The following is a 17,071-nucleotide window of genomic DNA, read 5'->3' on the forward strand; positions in this document are numbered from 1 at the left end:
CCGCCTTCTAGGCTTGGCGATGGCGCGCGTCAAAGCCCGCCTATCGCATCCACAGATTGGCCGATTTCAACCGGTTGCGGATCGCACGTTCCTTGCGCGGCAGACCGTCGGCGAACAGATCACGCGCCCGCGCACCCTTGCCTTGCAGCAGGAAGCGCTTGAAAGGTTCGTGCTCTTTCAGAACCTTCTTCACCTTGTTCTCGGCCATCGCGGCCTCTGCCACCGCAATCGCCGCGTCGCTTTCTCGCGCATACAGCAGCGGCATCAGCCGGTAATGGGTCGTGACGTCGCCATCCAGCCCGTCCAGCTCGGGGCCAGGCCGACCGCCGCCCATGGCGTGAATGGTCAGTGGCAGCGCGACCTGGTCGAGCCAAGGATCGAAGGATTGCAGTTGCGCTGCCTCTGGCGGATCGTCGCGGATCGCCAATGCATGATCCAGCCATTTTTGGCCAAATGCGGGGCCGGAACGGGCAAAGAACCAACCTGCGTTGAAGTAGAGATAACGCTCCCAGTATTCATCGGGCTGCGCGGGATCGAGCGAGCTTTCGAAGTCCAGATCGAACGTGTCGTAGAGCGACTTCCAGATTTCGGCGTAGCCCGGACCGTAGAGCTGAAGCTCGGGCCACGTGCCTTCGCGCCGCATGGATGCTGCGGGACGATCAAAGTCGAAAGGCACGGCGGACAACGTGCCATGAACCAGCGTGTCGCTGTCGAAGAAAACGAAGGGCGCGTCCGGGTCCAGAGCCAACAGCCCTTCGATCTTGTTGCCGTAGGCGTAGGAGGCACCGAAATGACGGCTCTCGAAGGGGCGGATCTCTGCGCCCAGTTTGGTCAGCAGATCGGCGACGGGTTCCTCCAGTCGCGGATCACCCGGCCATTTCGCACCGGGTTGCGGCTCCAGCACGATGACGCGGCCCGCGAAATCTGGATCGGCCTGACGCAAAGAGGCAACGAACAGCGCCGCCTCATACCCGATCCGGCCCTTGTGGCCGACAAGCGCGATATCGAAGGTCTCTGTCACGAACGCCTCATTGTCTTTTGACAGGTCGTTAACACGACGCAAACCCGGCCGCCTAGGGGCATCGGCGGTATTCGTCATTTGTCCGCAGTGTTTGCGCGAGTCCTGCCTTGAGGTTGCCCCTAGCGTGCGGCGCACGGGAAGTTTTGGTAAGGGGTAGAGGCTGATTGGAAGCGGCGGTCGCTAGATATCTGACGGGTGCCGCACGTGTTTGCCACGCAACCACTTCCGCGCGCTTTTCTCAAATCTTCGATTATGAAAGTGGTGGGCGACCCTGGAATCGAACCAGGCGTGCGTCTCCGCGAGGGAGTTACAGTCCCCTGCCACACCTTGCGGCCTGTCGCCCACTGGGGGTGCGGACTAAAGGCCGCCCCGGAACCCGTCAAGGCGAAAACGACTTGCAATCGGACGCGTCCGGGCGCACCCCGCACGCCATGACAAAGAAGCCGAAATGGGTTGTTGAAAAGGAACAGGCGCAGCGCGACGAAGCGCGTGCGACCGTGTGGCTGTTCGGCCTGCACGCCGTGCGCGACGCCTTGGTCAATCCCGCCCGCCAGAAGATCAAGCTGGTCGTCACCCGCAACGCCCGCGACCGTCTGGGTGAGATCGTGGATAGCGCCACCTGCGAAGTAGTCGAGGCCGATCCACGCAAGTTCCCCGCCCCCCTAGACCCCGGTTCGGTGCACCAAGGCGCCGCGCTGGAGGTCAAGCCGCTGGACTGGGGTCTGCTGGATGACATCGCCGTCAGCGGCAGCGGCCCCATCGTGGCGCTCGACCGGGTGACCGACCCGCATAACGTGGGCGCGATCCTGCGTTCGGCGGAAGTGTTCGGCGCGCGCGCGGTGATTGCCCCGGCCCGCCACTCGGCGCCCGAAACGGGTGCGCTCGCCAAGACGGCATCGGGCGCGCTGGAGCGGCAACCCTACCTGCGCGTCGGAAACCTGAGCGACGCGCTGATCCGGCTGCAGAAGATGGGCTACACCTGCCTTGGCCTCGACGGTGAAGCCACCGTGGACCTAACGCAGGCGCTGACCGACACCGCCGACCGCCCACTGTGCCTTGTGCTGGGCGCCGAGGGTCCGGGCCTGCGAGAGCGCACGCGTGAGACCTGCGACCAACTGGTGCGGATCGACGCGGCGGGCGCCTTCGGGTCTTTGAACGTGTCGAACGCCGCGGCGGTGGCTCTGTTCGCAGCGGCGCAAGCCCGGTCGTATTCGCGGTCGTAACATCTATCAGAACCGCGTCATCGTGGTTTCAATCCGTAGACCCAGCGCATCCATCGGCGCATCCTTTCTGGAAATGAAAGGATAGCCCATGCATCGCCGGACCCTTCTGACCACCGCACTCGCCCTGCCCTTCGCCTCTGCCGCCACCATAGTGCGCGCTGCGGAACCCGAAATCTTCACTGTCGGCGGCTTGGCCATTCGCGGCATCGACCCTGCCGCCTATCACGCAGGCGCAGGCCCCGTATCAGGATCGACCGCACACAGCCTGACTTGGCGCGGGGCTGAATGGTTGTTTGCGGATGCGGACGCCCGGCAAAGATTCGAAGCATCCCCGGACGCCCTCGCCCCCGCATTCGGTGGGTATTGCGCCTATGCCGCCGCGCGCGGCTACCTTGCACCCACCGTGCCAGAGGCATGGACGGTGCATGATGGCACTCTCTACCTGAACGCATCCTTGCGTGTGCGAGACCGCTGGCTGCGCAACATCGACGCAGAAATCGCCAATGGCCGCGCGAACTGGCCCGCAATTTTGGGCTGATCCAGTAGATTCACGCCTTGTTCACGTTGGCGCGACCGGCTCTGGTCAAGGAGTCGCTGGCTACCGATATGGCTCACAGGCGTCGGGTCGGAACACCCGGCGCGATATCACTGTCCCTCGTTCCACACTCGCGCCCGAAGCCCACCGCTTTGGGCGCATTTTTGTTGCAGGGACCGCACGCACCGATGCACAAAGCGCCATGACCGACAGTGACCTGCGCCGCATCTTGAACCGCACGAAGACGATCGCCTGCGTTGGTGTTTCGGCGAATCCGGTGCGTCCCAGCTACTACGTGGCGCGCTACCTTTCGCTGAAGGGCTTCACCGTCCACCCCGTCAATCCCGGCCTTGCGGGGCAAACGCTGTTCGGACGCACCGTCGTCGGATCGCTGGCGGATTTGCCGCCCGGCGTTCAAATGCTGGATATCTTCCGCCGCCCCGAACACGTGCCAGCCCTGGTGGACGAGGCGTTGGACGTCATGCCCGACCTTGAAACGGTCTGGATGCAGATCGGCGTCGTGCATGAAGAGGCCGCCGAGAAAGCCCGTGCACGTGGGCTGACCGTGGTGATAGATCGCTGCCCGAAGATCGAATACCAGCGCCTGTTCGGCGAATTGCGCATGGGCGGTTTCGCGACGGGCGTGATTTCGTCCAAGCTATAGGCCGCCGCTGCGCAAATGGCGCGGCGACGGCCAAGGGGGATTGCAGAAAAGCAAAGAGCTACTGGCTGTAAAGCACGACCGTCGGGATATCGGTCAGCGGGATCTCCAGCAGGCGCATGGTCGACAGGGACAGCGTGGTGCCGCCCTCTCCCGGCCGCAGCTCTACCAGTCCGGTCTGACCGTTGGCGGGGTTCTCGACCCGGCCCGATTGCGTCGAGGATACAAGCGCCGTCTTCACCCACAGGCCCCCTTCGGTCGGATCGCCCAGAGAGGCCGTGACCTCTCCCAGACGATTTCCACCTTCGGTCACCGATTGCGCGGCGGCCTTCTGCTCATCCGTCACGGTATCCAGCGACGCGGCGGTGTTCGCCCCGGCGGCAGGCGGCGGTGCGGTGGTGACCATCGCAACCTCTTCCGGCGTTTCGGGCGCGGCAACGGCCGGAGCGGGCGCTGGCGCGGCGGGGGCAGCATCGCCGCCACCGCGATTTGCAAGACCGGACAGCTGCGCACAGCCCCCCAGGGCGACGACAAGCGCGATGGCGCTAATTGGGAATATACGTGTCATCCGCCCTATCTAGTTTGCCGCCCAGCAGACGACAACGACGAATGGCCCCCTTGAGGCATCGCCTCGCCCCCCATAGGTTCAGCCCATGAACGCACCTCTTATCGACCCATTTCAGCGCGCGATCTCTTACCTTCGCGTCTCCGTCACCGACCGCTGCGATTTCCGCTGCGTCTATTGCATGGCCGAGAACATGCAGTTCCTGCCCAAAAAGGAGCTTCTGACGCTGGAAGAGCTGGATCGCATGTGCTCGACCTTCATCGACCTTGGCGTGAAGAAGCTGCGGATCACTGGCGGTGAGCCTTTGGTGCGCCGAGAAATCATGACGTTCTTCAACGCGATGGGTCGCCATCTGGACTCTGGCGCACTCGATGAGCTGACGCTGACCACAAACGGCAGCCAACTCGCGCGTTTCGCCGATCAGCTTTATGCGGCCGGCGTGCGCCGCGTGAACGTGTCCTTGGATACGCTGAACGAAGACAAGTTCGCCCGCGTCACCCGCTGGGGCCGTCTGCCGCAAGTGTTGAAAGGCATCGACGCCGCACAGGCCGCCGGCTTGCGCGTGAAGATCAACGTCGTGGCCCTGAAGGGCTTCAACGAGGACGAGATGTTCGAGATCGTCGATTGGTGCGCCAGCCGCGACATGGACCTGACCTTCATCGAAGTCATGCCCATGGGCGACATGGGAGAGACTGACCGCATCGGCCAATACTGGCCGCTGTCGGACCTGCGCGCGCATCTGGCACAGCGCTACACCCTGACGGAATTGACCAAGCGCACCGGCGGACCCGCGCGCTACGTTCGACTGGAGGAAACGGGTCAGGACATCGGGTTCATCACGCCGCTGACCCATAACTTCTGCGAAAGCTGCAACCGCGTGCGCCTGACCTGCACGGGTGAGCTGTACATGTGTCTCGGCCAGGAAGACATGGCCGACCTGCGCGCCCCGCTGCGCGCCAGCGAGGACGACCGCGTGCTGCAAGAAGCGATCCGCGCCGCGATATCGTTGAAGCCAAAGGGCCACGATTTCGACTACTCGCGGCAGGACGTGCAAGGCCAGATGTCCCGTCACATGAGCCACACGGGCGGCTGACCCCGTATGTGGGACAATGTCACCGGCGGGTTGGCGCGGCTGGCGTGGCCGATGCTACGCCGCCGGGCGAAGCGGTCATTTCTGAACCGCGGCGGCGATCCGGCGCGCTGGGGCGAGCGCCTCGGCCATCAGCCCGGCGCCACCCCCGGCGCGATCTGGGTTCACGCCGTCAGCGTGGGTGAGATGATGTCAGCCCTGCCCCTGATCGACGCGCTGCTGACCGCCGATTCAGAGGCGCGGGTGGTTTTGACGACGACGACAGCGTCTTCGGCGAAGCTGGCGGCCGACCGCCTGCCCGACCGCGCCACCCATCGCTACGCCCCCGTGGACCATCCCACCGCCGTGCGTCGCTTTTTGGATCACTGGCAGCCCAGTCGCGCGATCTTTCTGGAAAGCGAGGTTTGGCCGAACCAGATCGCAGCCTTGCACCGACGCGCCATCCCGCTGGCATTGGTCTCGGCCCGTCTGACCCAGAAAACCGCCGACGGTTGGCGCAAGTCCGGTCCCCTCGCACGCGCCGTGTTCAAGCGCGTTCCGCTGATCTTGGCGCAAGACGCGCAAACCGCCGCGCGCGCCCGTGAATTGGGCGCCCCCCGGATCGAGGTTGCCGGATCGCTCAAGGGGGCTGCTGTGCCGCTGCCCGTGGACGATGCCGAACTTGGCCGCATGATCGCCGCGACCGAAGACCGACCCGTCTGGGTCGCGGCATCGACGCATGAGGGTGAGGAAGAGATCGTGCTGGAGGCGCACGCCCTGATCCGCCACGAACGCCCAGAGGCGCTGTGCATCCTCGTGCCCCGCCACGTCGAACGCGGTGCAGAGCTTGCCGAAACGTTAGGGCCTTTTCCGCTGCGATCGGGCGGCGCAGTGCCGGGGCCGGATGCGCCCGTCTACGTCGCCGACACCTACGGCGAATTGGGGCTGTGGTTCTCTGTCACCCACGTCGTATTACTTGGCGGCTCGCTTCTGCCCGACATCGGGGGGCATAATCCACTGGAGCCAGCCGCCTTCGGCTGCACGATCCTGACCGGCCCGCACACGTCGAACGCCGACGCGGAATTCAAAGCCTTGGGCCAGCGCGTGACCCGTATCGAGGATGCCGAACACCTCGCTGTTGCCGTGCTGGACGCCTGGGACGATGGACCGATTCCCGTGCTTGAAGACAGCGCGAAATCGGACCGTGCCGCCCGGATCGCGCGCGCCTGTCTGGACCTGCGCGTGTGATCGTTGCTTACGCAAACCCCAAGCACCACTCGACATGCGCGGACTGCGCTGAAAGATAAGCGCCATGCCAGAGCTGTTCGTTACCAACTACAACCCGCGCTACACCGGCGTTTCGGCCACGGCCGAACGCATGGCGCAAGCACATCTGGACCGCTACGATCTGGCGCTGGTCGGCAAGCCGCTTCATGGCCTGCCCGATCCGATCTCACCCGCGCTGGCGCGCAAGCTGTCCCGCACGCCATCGAACGACCGCCCCTGCGCGGTCTGGCACGTGCGCCGCGACCCAGAGATGCTCTCGGCGATCTATGCCCGCGACGTGCTGCGCTTGCCGATCCGCACGGTCTTCACCTCGGCTGCCAAACACCGGCACAGTGCGTTCCCACGCTGGCTGATCTCAAAGATGGACGCGGTCATCGCGACCTCTCCCGAAGCGGCGGCGTTCTTCCCCGATGTGGCAGCCACGCTGCCTCATGGCATCGACCTTGGCCGCTTCTCTCCCGCGCCCGACCGTCGCGCGGCATGGGATGCGCTCGGATACGGCGGGTCAGAGGGCGTGGCCATCGTGGGACGCATCCGCGCGTCGAAAGGCACCGATGTCTTCGTCGACGCGATGTGCCGCGTCATGCCCGACCGGCCACGCATGCATGCGCTGGTGATCGGACAGGCGCGCCCCGCTGACCGCGCTTTCGTCGAAGCACTGCATGCCCGTATCGCCGAGGCCGGCCTGACGGGCCGCTTCCACTTCCTTGGCGACACGCCCAACGATCAGGTGCGTCAAATCCTCCCCGCCCTTAGCCTTGTCGTGAACGTTGCCCGGTACGAGCCGTTCGGCGTTGTACCCGCCGAAGGCATGGCCAGCGGCACGCCCTTCGTCTGCTCGGACACGGGCTACTATCGTGCGTTTTCGGATGACGGCCGCTGCGGGCTGATTGTTCCGGTCGAGGATGCGCCGGCCACCGCCGCAGCCGTATCCGAGCTGTTGGCCGACGCCGACCGATTGGAGGCGATGGGCCGCGCAGCGCGCGCCAAAGCCGAGGCGGATCATTCGATCCAGGCCGAAGCGGATGGCGCCGCAGAGATTTACGAGCGGCTCTGGGCCGGAGATGATCTGGCCGTCCATCGGGGGTAGCTGGCCGGGCGCCAGTGAGTATTTGGGAAAACAAAGAAGGGATCACCGCGCGAAGCGGTCCACGAAGTTGCGCAGAATGCGCGCGGCGTGGGGCGTCTCGATGCCGCTGACGCGGGCTTGCAGAGCGTCGGCCTCGGCAGCGTCGAAGTAGCCCCGATCCCGGTAGACGCCGATGCGCAGCGCAAAGCTGTCGCCGTTCGCCTCTGGGTGAAATTGCGTGGCATAGACGTTGCTGCGGTAGCGGATCATCTGCACCGGACAGGCAGTGCCTTCGACAAGCAGTGTGGCGTCCGGCGGCACCTCTTGCGCGGCTTCCTTGTGGGCGACGAGGCCGGTGAACTGCTTGGGCACACCCTCCAGCAACGGATCGGCGCGGCCTTCTGGCGTAATGCCCAAGTCTGCGACCGAGATAGGCTCTGACCGGGCGCTTTTGTCCACCTGTCCTCCCAAAAACGCCGCCAGCGCGCCGACGCCGTAGCACAGGCCGAGGAAGGGTATGTCGCGCGCGCAGACCTGTTTCAGTATAGCTCGAGTCCGGTCGTTTATCGCAGCCTCCGCAGGCGTAGGGTCGGGATCGCTGACGCAGGCCGGGCCGCCGCCCATGATGATCGCGCGCACATCACTCAGCGATCCTGGATCGTCCTGTTCCAGACGCACGCGCCGCACATCGGTCGCGGTCAGCCCGCCGCGTGACAGGATCGCGCCGTATTCCTCGTCCGCCGCCTCATCCTCTGGGCGGCATTGCAGCAAAAGGACCGTCACCGCGGCAATCGTTGTTCGGCCAATGCCACCCACCACGCGACCCCATGCGGGATCGCCGCGTCGTCGAAGTCGTAGTCGCTGGCATGCAGCGGCGCGGTGGGACCATTGCCGGTCAGGATGTAGGCACCGGGGCGGGCCTGCAGCATGTAGGCGAAGTCTTCCCCACCCATGACCAGATCGGCGGCGGCACAATCGCCGGCAACGCTGCGCGCCGCGGCAGCGGCGTATTCCGTCTCAACGGCGTGGTTCGCCATGACAGGGTAGTTGCGCTCATAGCGGACTTCCGCCCGTGCGCCGTGGGCGCTGGCGATGCCTTCTGCGATCTGTGCCAACCTGGCTTCGGCCATGTCGCGCATCGCGTCGGACATGGTGCGCACCGTCCCCTTCATCGCCACGCGGGACGGAATCACGTTGTCGGCTTGGCTGGAGCTTTCGATGCCAGTGACCGATACGACGAGTTGCTCTGTCGGGTCCGAGACGCGGGAGGCCAGCGATTGTAGCGCCGTGACGATCTGCGCCGAGATCACGATGGGATCGACCGTCTCGTGCGGTTTGGCGGCGTGGCCCCCCTGCCCGATGACGTCGATGTGGAAGATGTCGGTCGCCGCGAAGAAAGCGCCTGCGCGGATCGCGAAGGTGCCCACCGGCAAGCCCGGCCAGTTGTGCATGCCGTAGACCTCTTGGATTTCGAAGCGGTCCATCATGCCGTCGTCGACCATCTCACCCCCGCCGCCGCCCCCTTCTTCGGCGGGCTGAAAGATGACCGCGACGGTGCCTTTGTGCGACCGCGTCTCGGCCAGCACCTGCGCCGCGCCCAACAGCATGGCGGTGTGACCGTCGTGGCCGCAGGCGTGCATTTTGCCGGGTGTCTCGCTGGCGTAATCCGCGCCCGTCGTTTCGGTGATCGGCAGCGCGTCCATGTCTGCACGCAAGCCGATACAGCGGCCAGGGCCATCCTGCCCGTGGATCAGCCCAACGACGCCGGTGCGTCCGATTCCCTCGACCACGTCGTCGCAGCCGAAGGCCCGCAGCTTTTCAGCGACGAAGGCGGCGGTCTCATGGACGTCGAACATAAGCTCAGGATTGCGGTGCAGATGCTGGCGCCATTCGGCGATGGTTGGGGACAACTCGGCGATGCGGTTCGAGGGGGGCATTGGGTCAACTCACAAATGGAATGCGGCGCGCTGTGTGCCGTCGGTGAAGCGCGCGAAGCGGAACGGGGAGAGGTCGTGATCAGGCGTCTGGTCCAGCGCCAGTGCCGCCGCCGCGCGTCCCACGGCGGGACCAATGCCGAAGCCGTGGCCCGACAATCCGGTGAGCAGCACCAGTCCGGGCAACGGGCCGACGCGGTCGATCACTGGGATCATGTCGGGCAGGCAGTCGATCATCCCCGCCCAACTTTTCCTTAACGCGACTGGCCCGAGAGACGGGAATGCGTCTGCGAACTGCTGCACCATACGGCGCGCGAAGCGTTGCGACGGGGGCGGGTCGAGCACGCGCATCCGCTCGAAAGGCGAAGGTGCATCCGAAAGCCAGCGGCGTGGGGTCGTCCAGCTATCGGGAAACCCGCGCGGGGACGCGGGGCGCAGGTTGGTCGACAGGATGTCCCGCCGGAACGAGGGCCAGAAGCCGCGCCAGTGGCGGAAGGCGGACGGGCCAAGGTAGAAGTCGTGGTCGAAGGACGGGGCCAGAGAATAGCCGCCATCCGCGCGACGGCGGAAGGCAAAGCGGTCATCCACCCCCTGCCCCGCGAAGACCTCTGGCAGCGGGTCGGTCGCGCCGACGGTCGCGCGGACAGAAAGCTGTGGCAGGTCAACGCCATGATTGCGCAGCAGGGTCGCCGACCACGCCCCGCCCGCCAGAACGACGCGCGGCGCGCGGATGGGTCCCGCTTCGGTGATAACGCCCGTGATGGTGCCGCCGTCCATATCCAGCGCGCGCACGGCGCAGTCTTCGCGGATCGTCACGCCTTCGCGCGCGGCAAGGCGCGCCAGTTCGGGAACGGCAACCCAAGGCTCGGCGCGGGCGTCGGATGGCGTCCAAAGCGCGCCGGTCCAACCGGCGTTGGCATCGGGCAGCATCTCTGCAAGGTCGGCGGTAGAGAGCATCCGACTATCGAGGCCAAGATCCGCCGCCGTCGCGGCCCAACCCGCGTAGGCGGCCAGCGTCTTGGCATCGCTGGCGAAATACAGCGTGCCGGTTTGCTGAAACCCCAGCGCGCCATTGGTATCGCGCGAAAGGTCCTGCCATAGCCGCACGGACTGCATGACCAACGGGATCTCATCAGGGTCGCGGCCCTGTTGGCGAATCCAGCCCCAGTTGCGGGACGATTGCTCTCCGGCGATGCGGCCCTTTTCGCACAACACGACCCGTGCCCCAGAGCGCGCAGCATACAGAGCAGTCGTCACACCGGCGACTCCGCCGCCGATTACGACGATATCCGCCTCGGTCGGCAGATCGCCGCGATGCTCTACGGGGGTGGCAAGGGTGACGGGGCCTGTAGCGTGCATAGGCAAACGGTCTGCGCCCCTGCGCGCGCCGTCAAGGGGGGGTCGCGACGTCGCACGGGCTGGTGCTTTGGGGATGCGCGGGCTAGCTGCCACCCATGTCCTCACGCGATCTGACCGAAGGCCCGATATCCCGGGCCGTCCTTGCTGTTTCGGCCCCCATGACCCTTGGCATTCTGGGGGTGATCTCTGTCGGTCTGGCTGACGCCTATTTTCTTGGTCGCGTGGGACAGGCCGAACTCGCCGCCGTGGGCTTCATCTACCCAGTCACCGTCGCGGTCACCTCGCTGTCCATCGGTCTGTCAGCGGGCGCGAACGCCGCGCTGTCGCAAGCCTTGGGGCGTGGAGACGACGACAGCGCCGCTGCGCGCCTTAGCCTGCATGCGCTGGGATTGGGCGCGGTGCTGGGTGTTCTGGTGGGACTGGCGTTGTGGCTTGGCCAAAAGCCCCTATTCGCTCTGATCGGCGCGGGCGAGCAAGTGCTGCCAGAGATCGGCGCCTACGTCGTCTGGTGGGCGGCCTCATTCCCGTTTCTGGTGCTGTCGATGCTGGTCGGCGCGATCTTTCGGGCACGCGGCGACGGTGTGACCGCGTCCGTTATCATGGTCAGCCAAGCGAGTGTGAACATCATCCTCGACCCGCTGCTGATCTTCGGTCTGGGCCCCTTCCCCGAGATGTCGACCGGCGGCGCGGGACTGGCGACCTTCCTGGTGCGAGTCGCCGCGACGGCGGGCGGGCTTTTCTGGGCGTGGCGGCAAGGACATCTGACCGGCTGCCGTGATCCACTAAAGCGCGTTCCGCAGAACCTGTGGACCATCGGCGCGGTGGGCCTGCCCGCCGCATTCTCGAACAGCGTGAACCCCGCCGGCATGGCCATGGTCACCGCGGCCGTTGCCACTCTGGGCGATGCCGCCGTCGCGGGCTTCGGCGCGGCCACGCGGGTTCAGACCTTGGCCTTGGTGCCGATGCTCGCACTATCGTCCGGCATCGGGCCAGTCGTCGGGCAAAACTGGGGTGCGGACCGGCGGGACCGGGCACGCGGAGCCGTGCGTGCCACCTTCCTGATGTGCGCAGGTTACGGTGCGGCCATTGGTGCGGTGCTGCTGCTGTTCGGAGGGCCCATTGCGAGCGCCATCGCGTCCGGAGAGGAGGATGCCGCCTTCGCTACGACCTATCTGCGCATCGTCGGTCTGTCGCTGTTTGGATATGGCATGGTCGTGACGGCCAACGCCGCGATGAACGCGCGATCCAAAGCCGTCTGGTCCATGGGCCTGTCGCTGGCGCGCATTTTCGCGCTGTATCTGCCGCTGGCGTGGCTTCTGGTCGGGCCGTTCGGTTTCACCGGCGTATCCGCCGCCGCCGCTGCTGCCAATGTCGCCGCCGCCGTGGCTGCCCTTTGGGCAGTGACGCGCACGGGTCTGTCGCCGCTGGGAACGAGCGACAGGTCTGTCAGTGCAGTCGTCGCGTCGCCCGGCGAATAGCAAGCCAGACGAGCACCAGAACCAACGGTACCAACGCCGCGGTGCCAACCGTTTCGGACACGCCCAAGCGAGCGAACACGGGCTTCAAAGCGTAAGCCGCCAAAGACACCGCGTAGTAGCTGATCGCGACGACAGACAGGCCTTCGACCGTGCGTTGCAGACGCAACTGGGTGTCTGCCCGGCGGTCCATGCTTTCCAACAGCGCCTGGTTCTGGGCAGAGCGTTCCACGTCCACGCGCGTCCGCAGAAGATCACCCGTATGCAAGGCCCGCTCGCTCATCTCACGAAGGCGGGTGCGAGTTGCTTTGACGGTCCGCATGGCCGGATCGAAGCGGCGCATCATGAATTCGGCCATCATCTGCCGCCCGTGATAACGTGTCTCACGCAGGGCTGCGATGCGCTGAGCGACGATGGCCTCATATGCCTCTGTCGCGCCGAATCGGAAAGACGACTGGGCCAATACCGCTTCCAGTTCTGCCGAAACATGCAGCAGGTCCTTCAAAGTCGCCTCAGGGCTGGCCTGCGATGTCATCTCGTTCATCAATCGGCCAAGATCGGCATCCAGGGCGGACATGCGCGGTCCCAGTTCCCGCACGCGCGCAAGACCCAGCATCGACATGGTCTTGTAGGTTTCGATCTCGGCCAGGCGCTGCACGATCCGGCCCGTCCGCTGCATCCCCGTACCGGGCGCCACGAAAACGGCCATCCGCATGTGCCCGCCTGTGTCGATGCGGAAGTCAGAGGCCACCAGCGCCGCGCCCTCCAGTACCTCGCTGACAGCGAGGCTTTCGGGCACAAACCAATCGTCCAGCTTGGTTTGAATGGCATCATCGTCCGAACGCACTTCCACGCGGATCAAGGCAGAGGTGATGCGCACACCCGGCATGTCGGCCAGCCATTCGGGGGAAAAAACGCCGAACATCGAACGGTCGAAGGCAGCATCCGCCACCCCGTCCCCGAAAACCGTGTAGGTCGTGAATTCCGTGTGGTTTTCCCACTTCAGGCGATACCGCCCGATCTGGCCGAACCAGTGCGTCGCGTCCGGCTTCGGGTGGTCCGCGCCGAAACGATCCAACAGGTCGATCAAGTGCGCACGGTCCAGACTGCGATCCCGCCGCGCCGCGTCAGAGGGTTGTTTGATCGCAAGATACACCGCGTGGGACGGTGCTTGGATCATGGGAAACGGGCGGGCATGCAGCTCGTTTGCCAAGGTGTAGCGCAAGGCGTGATCGGTCAGCTGTGGGGCGGTCTGGGTGTTCATTCACCCACTTAAGCGCACAAGGCCCGGCCGGAACAGGGCCTTGAAGCGTTTCGGCACCGAAACTGAAAATCAGCTTTTCTTGGCTGCCTTCTTGGCCGTCTGTTCGACCTTGGACACCGACTCTTCGATCTGGCTGGTCATCGAGCGATAGGCTTCCTCGTTCGCCTCGCGCGCGTTGTCGGCCATCTTGCGCATGAGCGTCAGGCTTTCCTCTACCGCTTCGTTCATTGCGGCGGTGCGCGACTTCATGGCGTCGGGGCCTGCGTTCTCATCGGCCCATTCGTACTGCTGGCGCGCGGCATGGGTCATCTTCTCGAAAATTTCCATCTGCTTATCCAACAGGTCCTTGTAGGCCTCGGCCGCAGATTGGTTCGCCTCGGACATCGCTTCGAAGTTGCGCTGGTTGGCACGGATGACCTGCTCCATATCAAACATCTGCGCCTGCGGCTGCTGGAACATCTGCATCATCGCCTGCGGATTCCACATTTGCTTCATGCGGTCGGGTTCGAACATCGCGAACATCTGAGACATGTCGAACGGGTTCTTCGGGGCTTGGGCCATCGGTCGCTCCTGACTAATTCAGTGTATAACGTAGCCGATAGGCCCGCGTCATCAAGGCGCACTGTCCAGCAGCTGCTTTTCGTTCTTGGCGATCCGGCGGAGGAACTCATCCACATCGCCGTCCCGTTGCACCAATTTGCGGGCCGCCTTCGCCGTGCCACTTCGATCGGCCGCTTCCTTGAACAAGGGCCGGTCTTCAAAAGCGAAGCGGGTCTGTTGCCCTAGATACAGGCTTTCCGCTGGCATCCCGTTCGCGAAGAGAACTTCGTGGTTATCGAGCAGCAGATGAACGTAGTGAGTGTCAGTCGGGCTCAGGCGGCTTACGCCCGGAATGCCAAGCAGCTTGACCGCCGGGACCAGAATTTCAAAGCTGTCGAACATGCGTCGCGCGATGATCGAGCGCAGAAGCACACGGTGCTGGGGAGAGACCTCTAGCGCGCGGTCCGGCAGCCCCGGACCGAAGGTGTTCGCTTCGATGCGGATCGGGCGCAGCATCTTTTGCCGGCCCATATCGTGCGCCGACACATGCAAACCACCGGTCCAGATGACGCGCTGGTAGCCGTGATCCATCGTCATCACGGAGGCGCCCGCCGTGATCCCTTCGACGGCGCGCAAGCCCTTCGACGTGGCGATCAGCGTTCCAGCCCTAAAACAGACGGCTTGCACGTTGTTGTTCTGATCGGCGTCGATGATGACGTCATCACCGGCCGGCGAGAAATCGATGGACCGTGTCTGGATCGAGGTAATGGGTCCGACATCGCCTACATCGTCGTCCAGAAGCATGAAGTAGCGGCTCGCCCCCCCGCCCGTTGGAATGGCCTGAATGAAGACCACGTTGCTCGACCCGGAATCGCCGCTGACGTCGAAGGAACTGTGCGTGCCGTCTGGATTGAGGGTTGTGATCGTCACGGGCGTATTGTCAGGATCTGCAAGCTCGATGCCGTACTCTACCCCATCGATCATCAGCCAGCCGCTGTCCGCATCGTTCCAGTCGTTCAACTGCGTAATCTGTGTGGAAGAATTACCCGATTCAGAATCGCTGTAGGTCGCGTTATCGACGACACCCAGAATGTCCCCGCCGCCACCAGGCGTGGCCGTGTAGGTCCGAAATTCTCCGATTCCGGAAACCTCGATCAGGTCGGGGATCGGTGTATTGTTCGCGGGCATGTCATTTGCTCCTGTCGCCTTGACAGGAAACCTGAACGCCAAACGCGGACCCTTTCGGACCCGCGTTGGCTATTTTCAAGACTATTATAAAGAAAACTGAAGTAAATTTCCCCTGCTTCAGGGACAGGCCTCTACTTCTTTTTCTTCTTCGGCGGGATCAGATCGGTGATCGTGCCTTCGAACATCTCGGCCGCAAAGTTCACCGTCTCCGACAACGTCGGGTGCGGGTGGATCGTGTGGCCCAGATCGACCGCATCGGCCCCCATCTCAATGGCCAAAGCGACCTCTGAAATCAGATCGCCTGCGTTGGTACCCACGATGGCACCGCCGATGACGCGGTCGTCTTCGGGATCGAAGATCAGCTTGGTGATTCCTTCCGACCGACCGTTCGCCAAGGCCCGACCCGAAGCGGCCCAGGGAAACACGCCTTTTTCGATCTTCAGGCCCCGCTTCTTCGCCTCGCCTTCCGTGATGCCGACCCATGCGACTTCCGGGTCGGTGTAGGCGACCGACGGGATCACGCGCGCATCGAACGCGCGCTTCTCACCCGCGCAAACCTCTGCCGCGACCTTGCCCTCATGCACGGCCTTATGCGCCAGCATCGGCTGGCCGACCACGTCGCCAATGGCGAAGATGTGGTCCACGTTGGTGCGCTGCTGATGATCGACCTCGATAAAGCCGCGGTCGGTCACTTTCACGCCTGCCTTGTCGGCGGCGATCTTCGCGCCGTTGGGCGTGCGCCCCACGCTGACCAGCATTTTGTCGAAGCTCTCGGTCTCGGTGCTGCCGTCTTCGGCCTCGAACGTGACCTTGAGGCCCGACTTCTGCGCCTCGACGTTCGTCACCTTCGTCTTCAGCTTGATCGCCTTCAGGCGCCCTTCCATCCGCTTGTGCAACGGTTTCACGATATCCTTGTCGGCACCGGGCAGAATCTGGTCCATCATCTCGACGACCGTGACTTCGGCGCCCAGCGCCTCGTAAACCGTCGCCATTTCGAACCCGATGATGCCACCGCCAAGGACGAGCATCTTCTTCGGGATCGGATCCAGTTCCAGCGCACCGGTGCTATCCACCACGCGCTTGTCGTCATGGGGTACGAACGGCAATTCCACCGGCTGTGAGCCTGCCGCGATGATGCACTGATCGAAGGTCACCGTCTTGGTGCCGTCGCCCGTGTCCACCTCGATCGAGTTGGCCCCCGTGAATTGGCCATACCCTTGCACGACCGTCACCTTGCGCTGCTTGGCCATGCCGGCCAGACCGCCGGTCAGCTTTTGGACCACGCCATCTTTCCAATGGCGCAGCTCAGCTTCCTTGATCTTCGGCTTGGAGAAGCTGATGCCGTGTTCTGACATTTCTTCCGTCTCGGTGATGACCTTCGCCGCATGCAACAGCGCCTTCGACGGGATACACCCGACGTTCAGACATACCCCGCCCAGAGACTCGTAGCGCTCGATCAGGATAACGGACTTGCCCAGATCGGCCGCGCGAAACGCCGCCGTATAGCCGCCGGGGCCAGACCCCAGAACAACCACCTCGGCATGGTGATCGCCCGATCCGGCTTTCGACCCATCAGCAGCCTTGGGTGCAGGCGTATTGTCCTTCTGTTCAGGCGCAGGAGCTTCGGATTTTGGCTCATCAGACGCATCCGCGGCTTCGACTACAAGGATCACGTCGCCTTCCTTGACCGAGTCGCCCTCTTTCACCTTTATTTCGACGACCTTGCCCGCATGGGACGACGGCACTTCCATCGTCGCCTTGTCGGACTCCAGCTCGATCAGCGGGTCTTCTTTCTCGATCATGTCACCGACCGAGACGAGCACGGCGATTACCGGAACATCCTGGAAATCACCGATATCGGGGACTTTCACATCAGCCATG

The 17,071-nt window shown here is 64.2% G+C and carries 16 protein-coding genes and 1 tRNA gene; 7 read left to right on the forward strand and 10 right to left on the reverse strand.

Annotation, left to right across the window (positions count from 1 at the left end; all coding sequences use genetic code 11):
* Positions 1-40: 40 nt before the first annotated feature.
* Positions 41-1,021, reverse strand: a complete 981-nt coding sequence (locus tag FIU81_RS09380; protein ID WP_124111792.1) for a hypothetical protein — start codon at positions 1,019-1,021, stop codon at positions 41-43.
* A gap of 259 nt (positions 1,022-1,280) precedes the next feature.
* Positions 1,281-1,364: transfer RNA gene (locus FIU81_RS09385), tRNA-Tyr, on the reverse strand.
* A gap of 88 nt (positions 1,365-1,452) precedes the next feature.
* On the opposite strand from FIU81_RS09385, the gene rlmB reads away from it, so the two are divergent.
* The 3 genes from rlmB (at position 1,453) to FIU81_RS09400 (ending at position 3,443) form a co-directional block, all read left to right on the forward strand.
* Positions 1,453-2,244, forward strand: coding sequence for a 23S rRNA (guanosine(2251)-2'-O)-methyltransferase RlmB (rlmB, locus tag FIU81_RS09390; RefSeq protein WP_124111791.1), 792 nt, complete (start codon positions 1,453-1,455; stop codon positions 2,242-2,244).
* 88 nt (positions 2,245-2,332) lie between these two features.
* The gene (locus tag FIU81_RS09395; protein WP_124111790.1) at positions 2,333-2,782 is read left to right on the forward strand and encodes a YHS domain-containing (seleno)protein; all 450 of its coding nucleotides are present in this window, start codon (positions 2,333-2,335) and stop codon (positions 2,780-2,782) included.
* Between the two features lie 199 nt (positions 2,783-2,981).
* A complete protein-coding gene (locus FIU81_RS09400; protein WP_124111789.1) occupies positions 2,982-3,443 on the forward strand; it encodes a CoA-binding protein in 462 nt (153 codons plus the stop codon).
* A gap of 58 nt (positions 3,444-3,501) precedes the next feature.
* Here FIU81_RS09400 and FIU81_RS09405 read toward each other — a convergent pair whose 3' ends face one another.
* Entirely contained in the window at positions 3,502-4,008 is a 507-nt protein-coding gene (locus FIU81_RS09405; protein ID WP_124111788.1) for a hypothetical protein, read from the reverse strand.
* Positions 4,009-4,093: 85 nt separating this feature from the next.
* On the opposite strand from FIU81_RS09405, the gene moaA reads away from it, so the two are divergent.
* From moaA to FIU81_RS09420, 3 genes are all read left to right on the forward strand, one after another.
* On the forward strand, positions 4,094-5,098 hold the full coding sequence (gene moaA, locus FIU81_RS09410) for a GTP 3',8-cyclase MoaA (protein ID WP_124111787.1): 1,005 nt from the start codon (positions 4,094-4,096) through the stop codon (positions 5,096-5,098).
* A 6-nt stretch (positions 5,099-5,104) separates the two neighbouring features.
* Positions 5,105-6,322 (forward strand): 3-deoxy-D-manno-octulosonic acid transferase, encoded by a 1,218-nt coding sequence (locus FIU81_RS09415; RefSeq protein ID WP_124111786.1) that lies wholly within the window; start codon positions 5,105-5,107, stop codon positions 6,320-6,322.
* Between the two features lie 64 nt (positions 6,323-6,386).
* Positions 6,387-7,451, forward strand: a complete 1,065-nt coding sequence (locus tag FIU81_RS09420) for a glycosyltransferase family 4 protein (RefSeq protein ID WP_124111785.1) — start codon at positions 6,387-6,389, stop codon at positions 7,449-7,451.
* 42 nt (positions 7,452-7,493) lie between these two features.
* On the opposite strand, the gene FIU81_RS09425 is transcribed toward FIU81_RS09420, so the two are convergent.
* Genes FIU81_RS09425 through FIU81_RS09435 form a run of 3 tightly spaced genes read right to left on the reverse strand, consistent with a single transcriptional unit; the run spans position 7,494 to position 10,723 of the window.
* Complete coding sequence (locus tag FIU81_RS09425) at positions 7,494-8,213, reverse strand: glutamine amidotransferase (protein WP_124111784.1); 720 nt, start codon at positions 8,211-8,213, stop codon at positions 7,494-7,496.
* Positions 8,210-9,367 (reverse strand): amidohydrolase, encoded by a 1,158-nt coding sequence (locus FIU81_RS09430; RefSeq protein WP_124111783.1) that lies wholly within the window; start codon positions 9,365-9,367, stop codon positions 8,210-8,212. The genes FIU81_RS09425 and FIU81_RS09430 overlap by 4 nt, the downstream gene beginning before the upstream one ends.
* A gap of 9 nt (positions 9,368-9,376) precedes the next feature.
* Complete coding sequence (locus FIU81_RS09435; RefSeq protein WP_124111782.1) at positions 9,377-10,723, reverse strand: NAD(P)/FAD-dependent oxidoreductase; 1,347 nt, start codon at positions 10,721-10,723, stop codon at positions 9,377-9,379.
* Between the two features lie 158 nt (positions 10,724-10,881).
* Between FIU81_RS09435 and FIU81_RS09440 the strand changes: the two genes are divergently transcribed.
* Complete coding sequence (locus tag FIU81_RS09440) at positions 10,882-12,201, forward strand: MATE family efflux transporter (protein ID WP_254695884.1); 1,320 nt, start codon at positions 10,882-10,884, stop codon at positions 12,199-12,201.
* On the opposite strand, the gene FIU81_RS09445 is transcribed toward FIU81_RS09440, so the two are convergent.
* The 4 genes from FIU81_RS09445 to lpdA form a co-directional block, all read right to left on the reverse strand.
* On the reverse strand, positions 12,170-13,462 hold the full coding sequence (locus FIU81_RS09445) for a DUF3422 family protein (protein WP_124111780.1): 1,293 nt from the start codon (positions 13,460-13,462) through the stop codon (positions 12,170-12,172). The two genes, FIU81_RS09440 and FIU81_RS09445, sit on opposite strands and share 32 nt — an antisense overlap.
* A 69-nt stretch (positions 13,463-13,531) precedes the next feature.
* Positions 13,532-14,023 (reverse strand): phasin family protein, encoded by a 492-nt coding sequence (locus FIU81_RS09450; RefSeq protein WP_124111779.1) that lies wholly within the window; start codon positions 14,021-14,023, stop codon positions 13,532-13,534.
* Positions 14,024-14,074: 51 nt separating this feature from the next.
* Complete coding sequence (locus FIU81_RS09455) at positions 14,075-15,190, reverse strand: Hint domain-containing protein (RefSeq protein WP_124111778.1); 1,116 nt, start codon at positions 15,188-15,190, stop codon at positions 14,075-14,077.
* Positions 15,191-15,321: 131 nt separating this feature from the next.
* Positions 15,322-17,070: a dihydrolipoyl dehydrogenase gene (gene lpdA, locus FIU81_RS09460; protein WP_124111777.1), complete on the reverse strand. Its 1,749-nt coding sequence runs from the start codon at positions 17,068-17,070 to the stop codon at positions 15,322-15,324.
* Position 17,071: the final 1 nt, after the last annotated feature.

Origin of the sequence: Palleronia sp. THAF1 (assembly GCF_009363795.1) — a bacterium.
Classification (GTDB): domain Bacteria; phylum Pseudomonadota; class Alphaproteobacteria; order Rhodobacterales; family Rhodobacteraceae; genus Palleronia.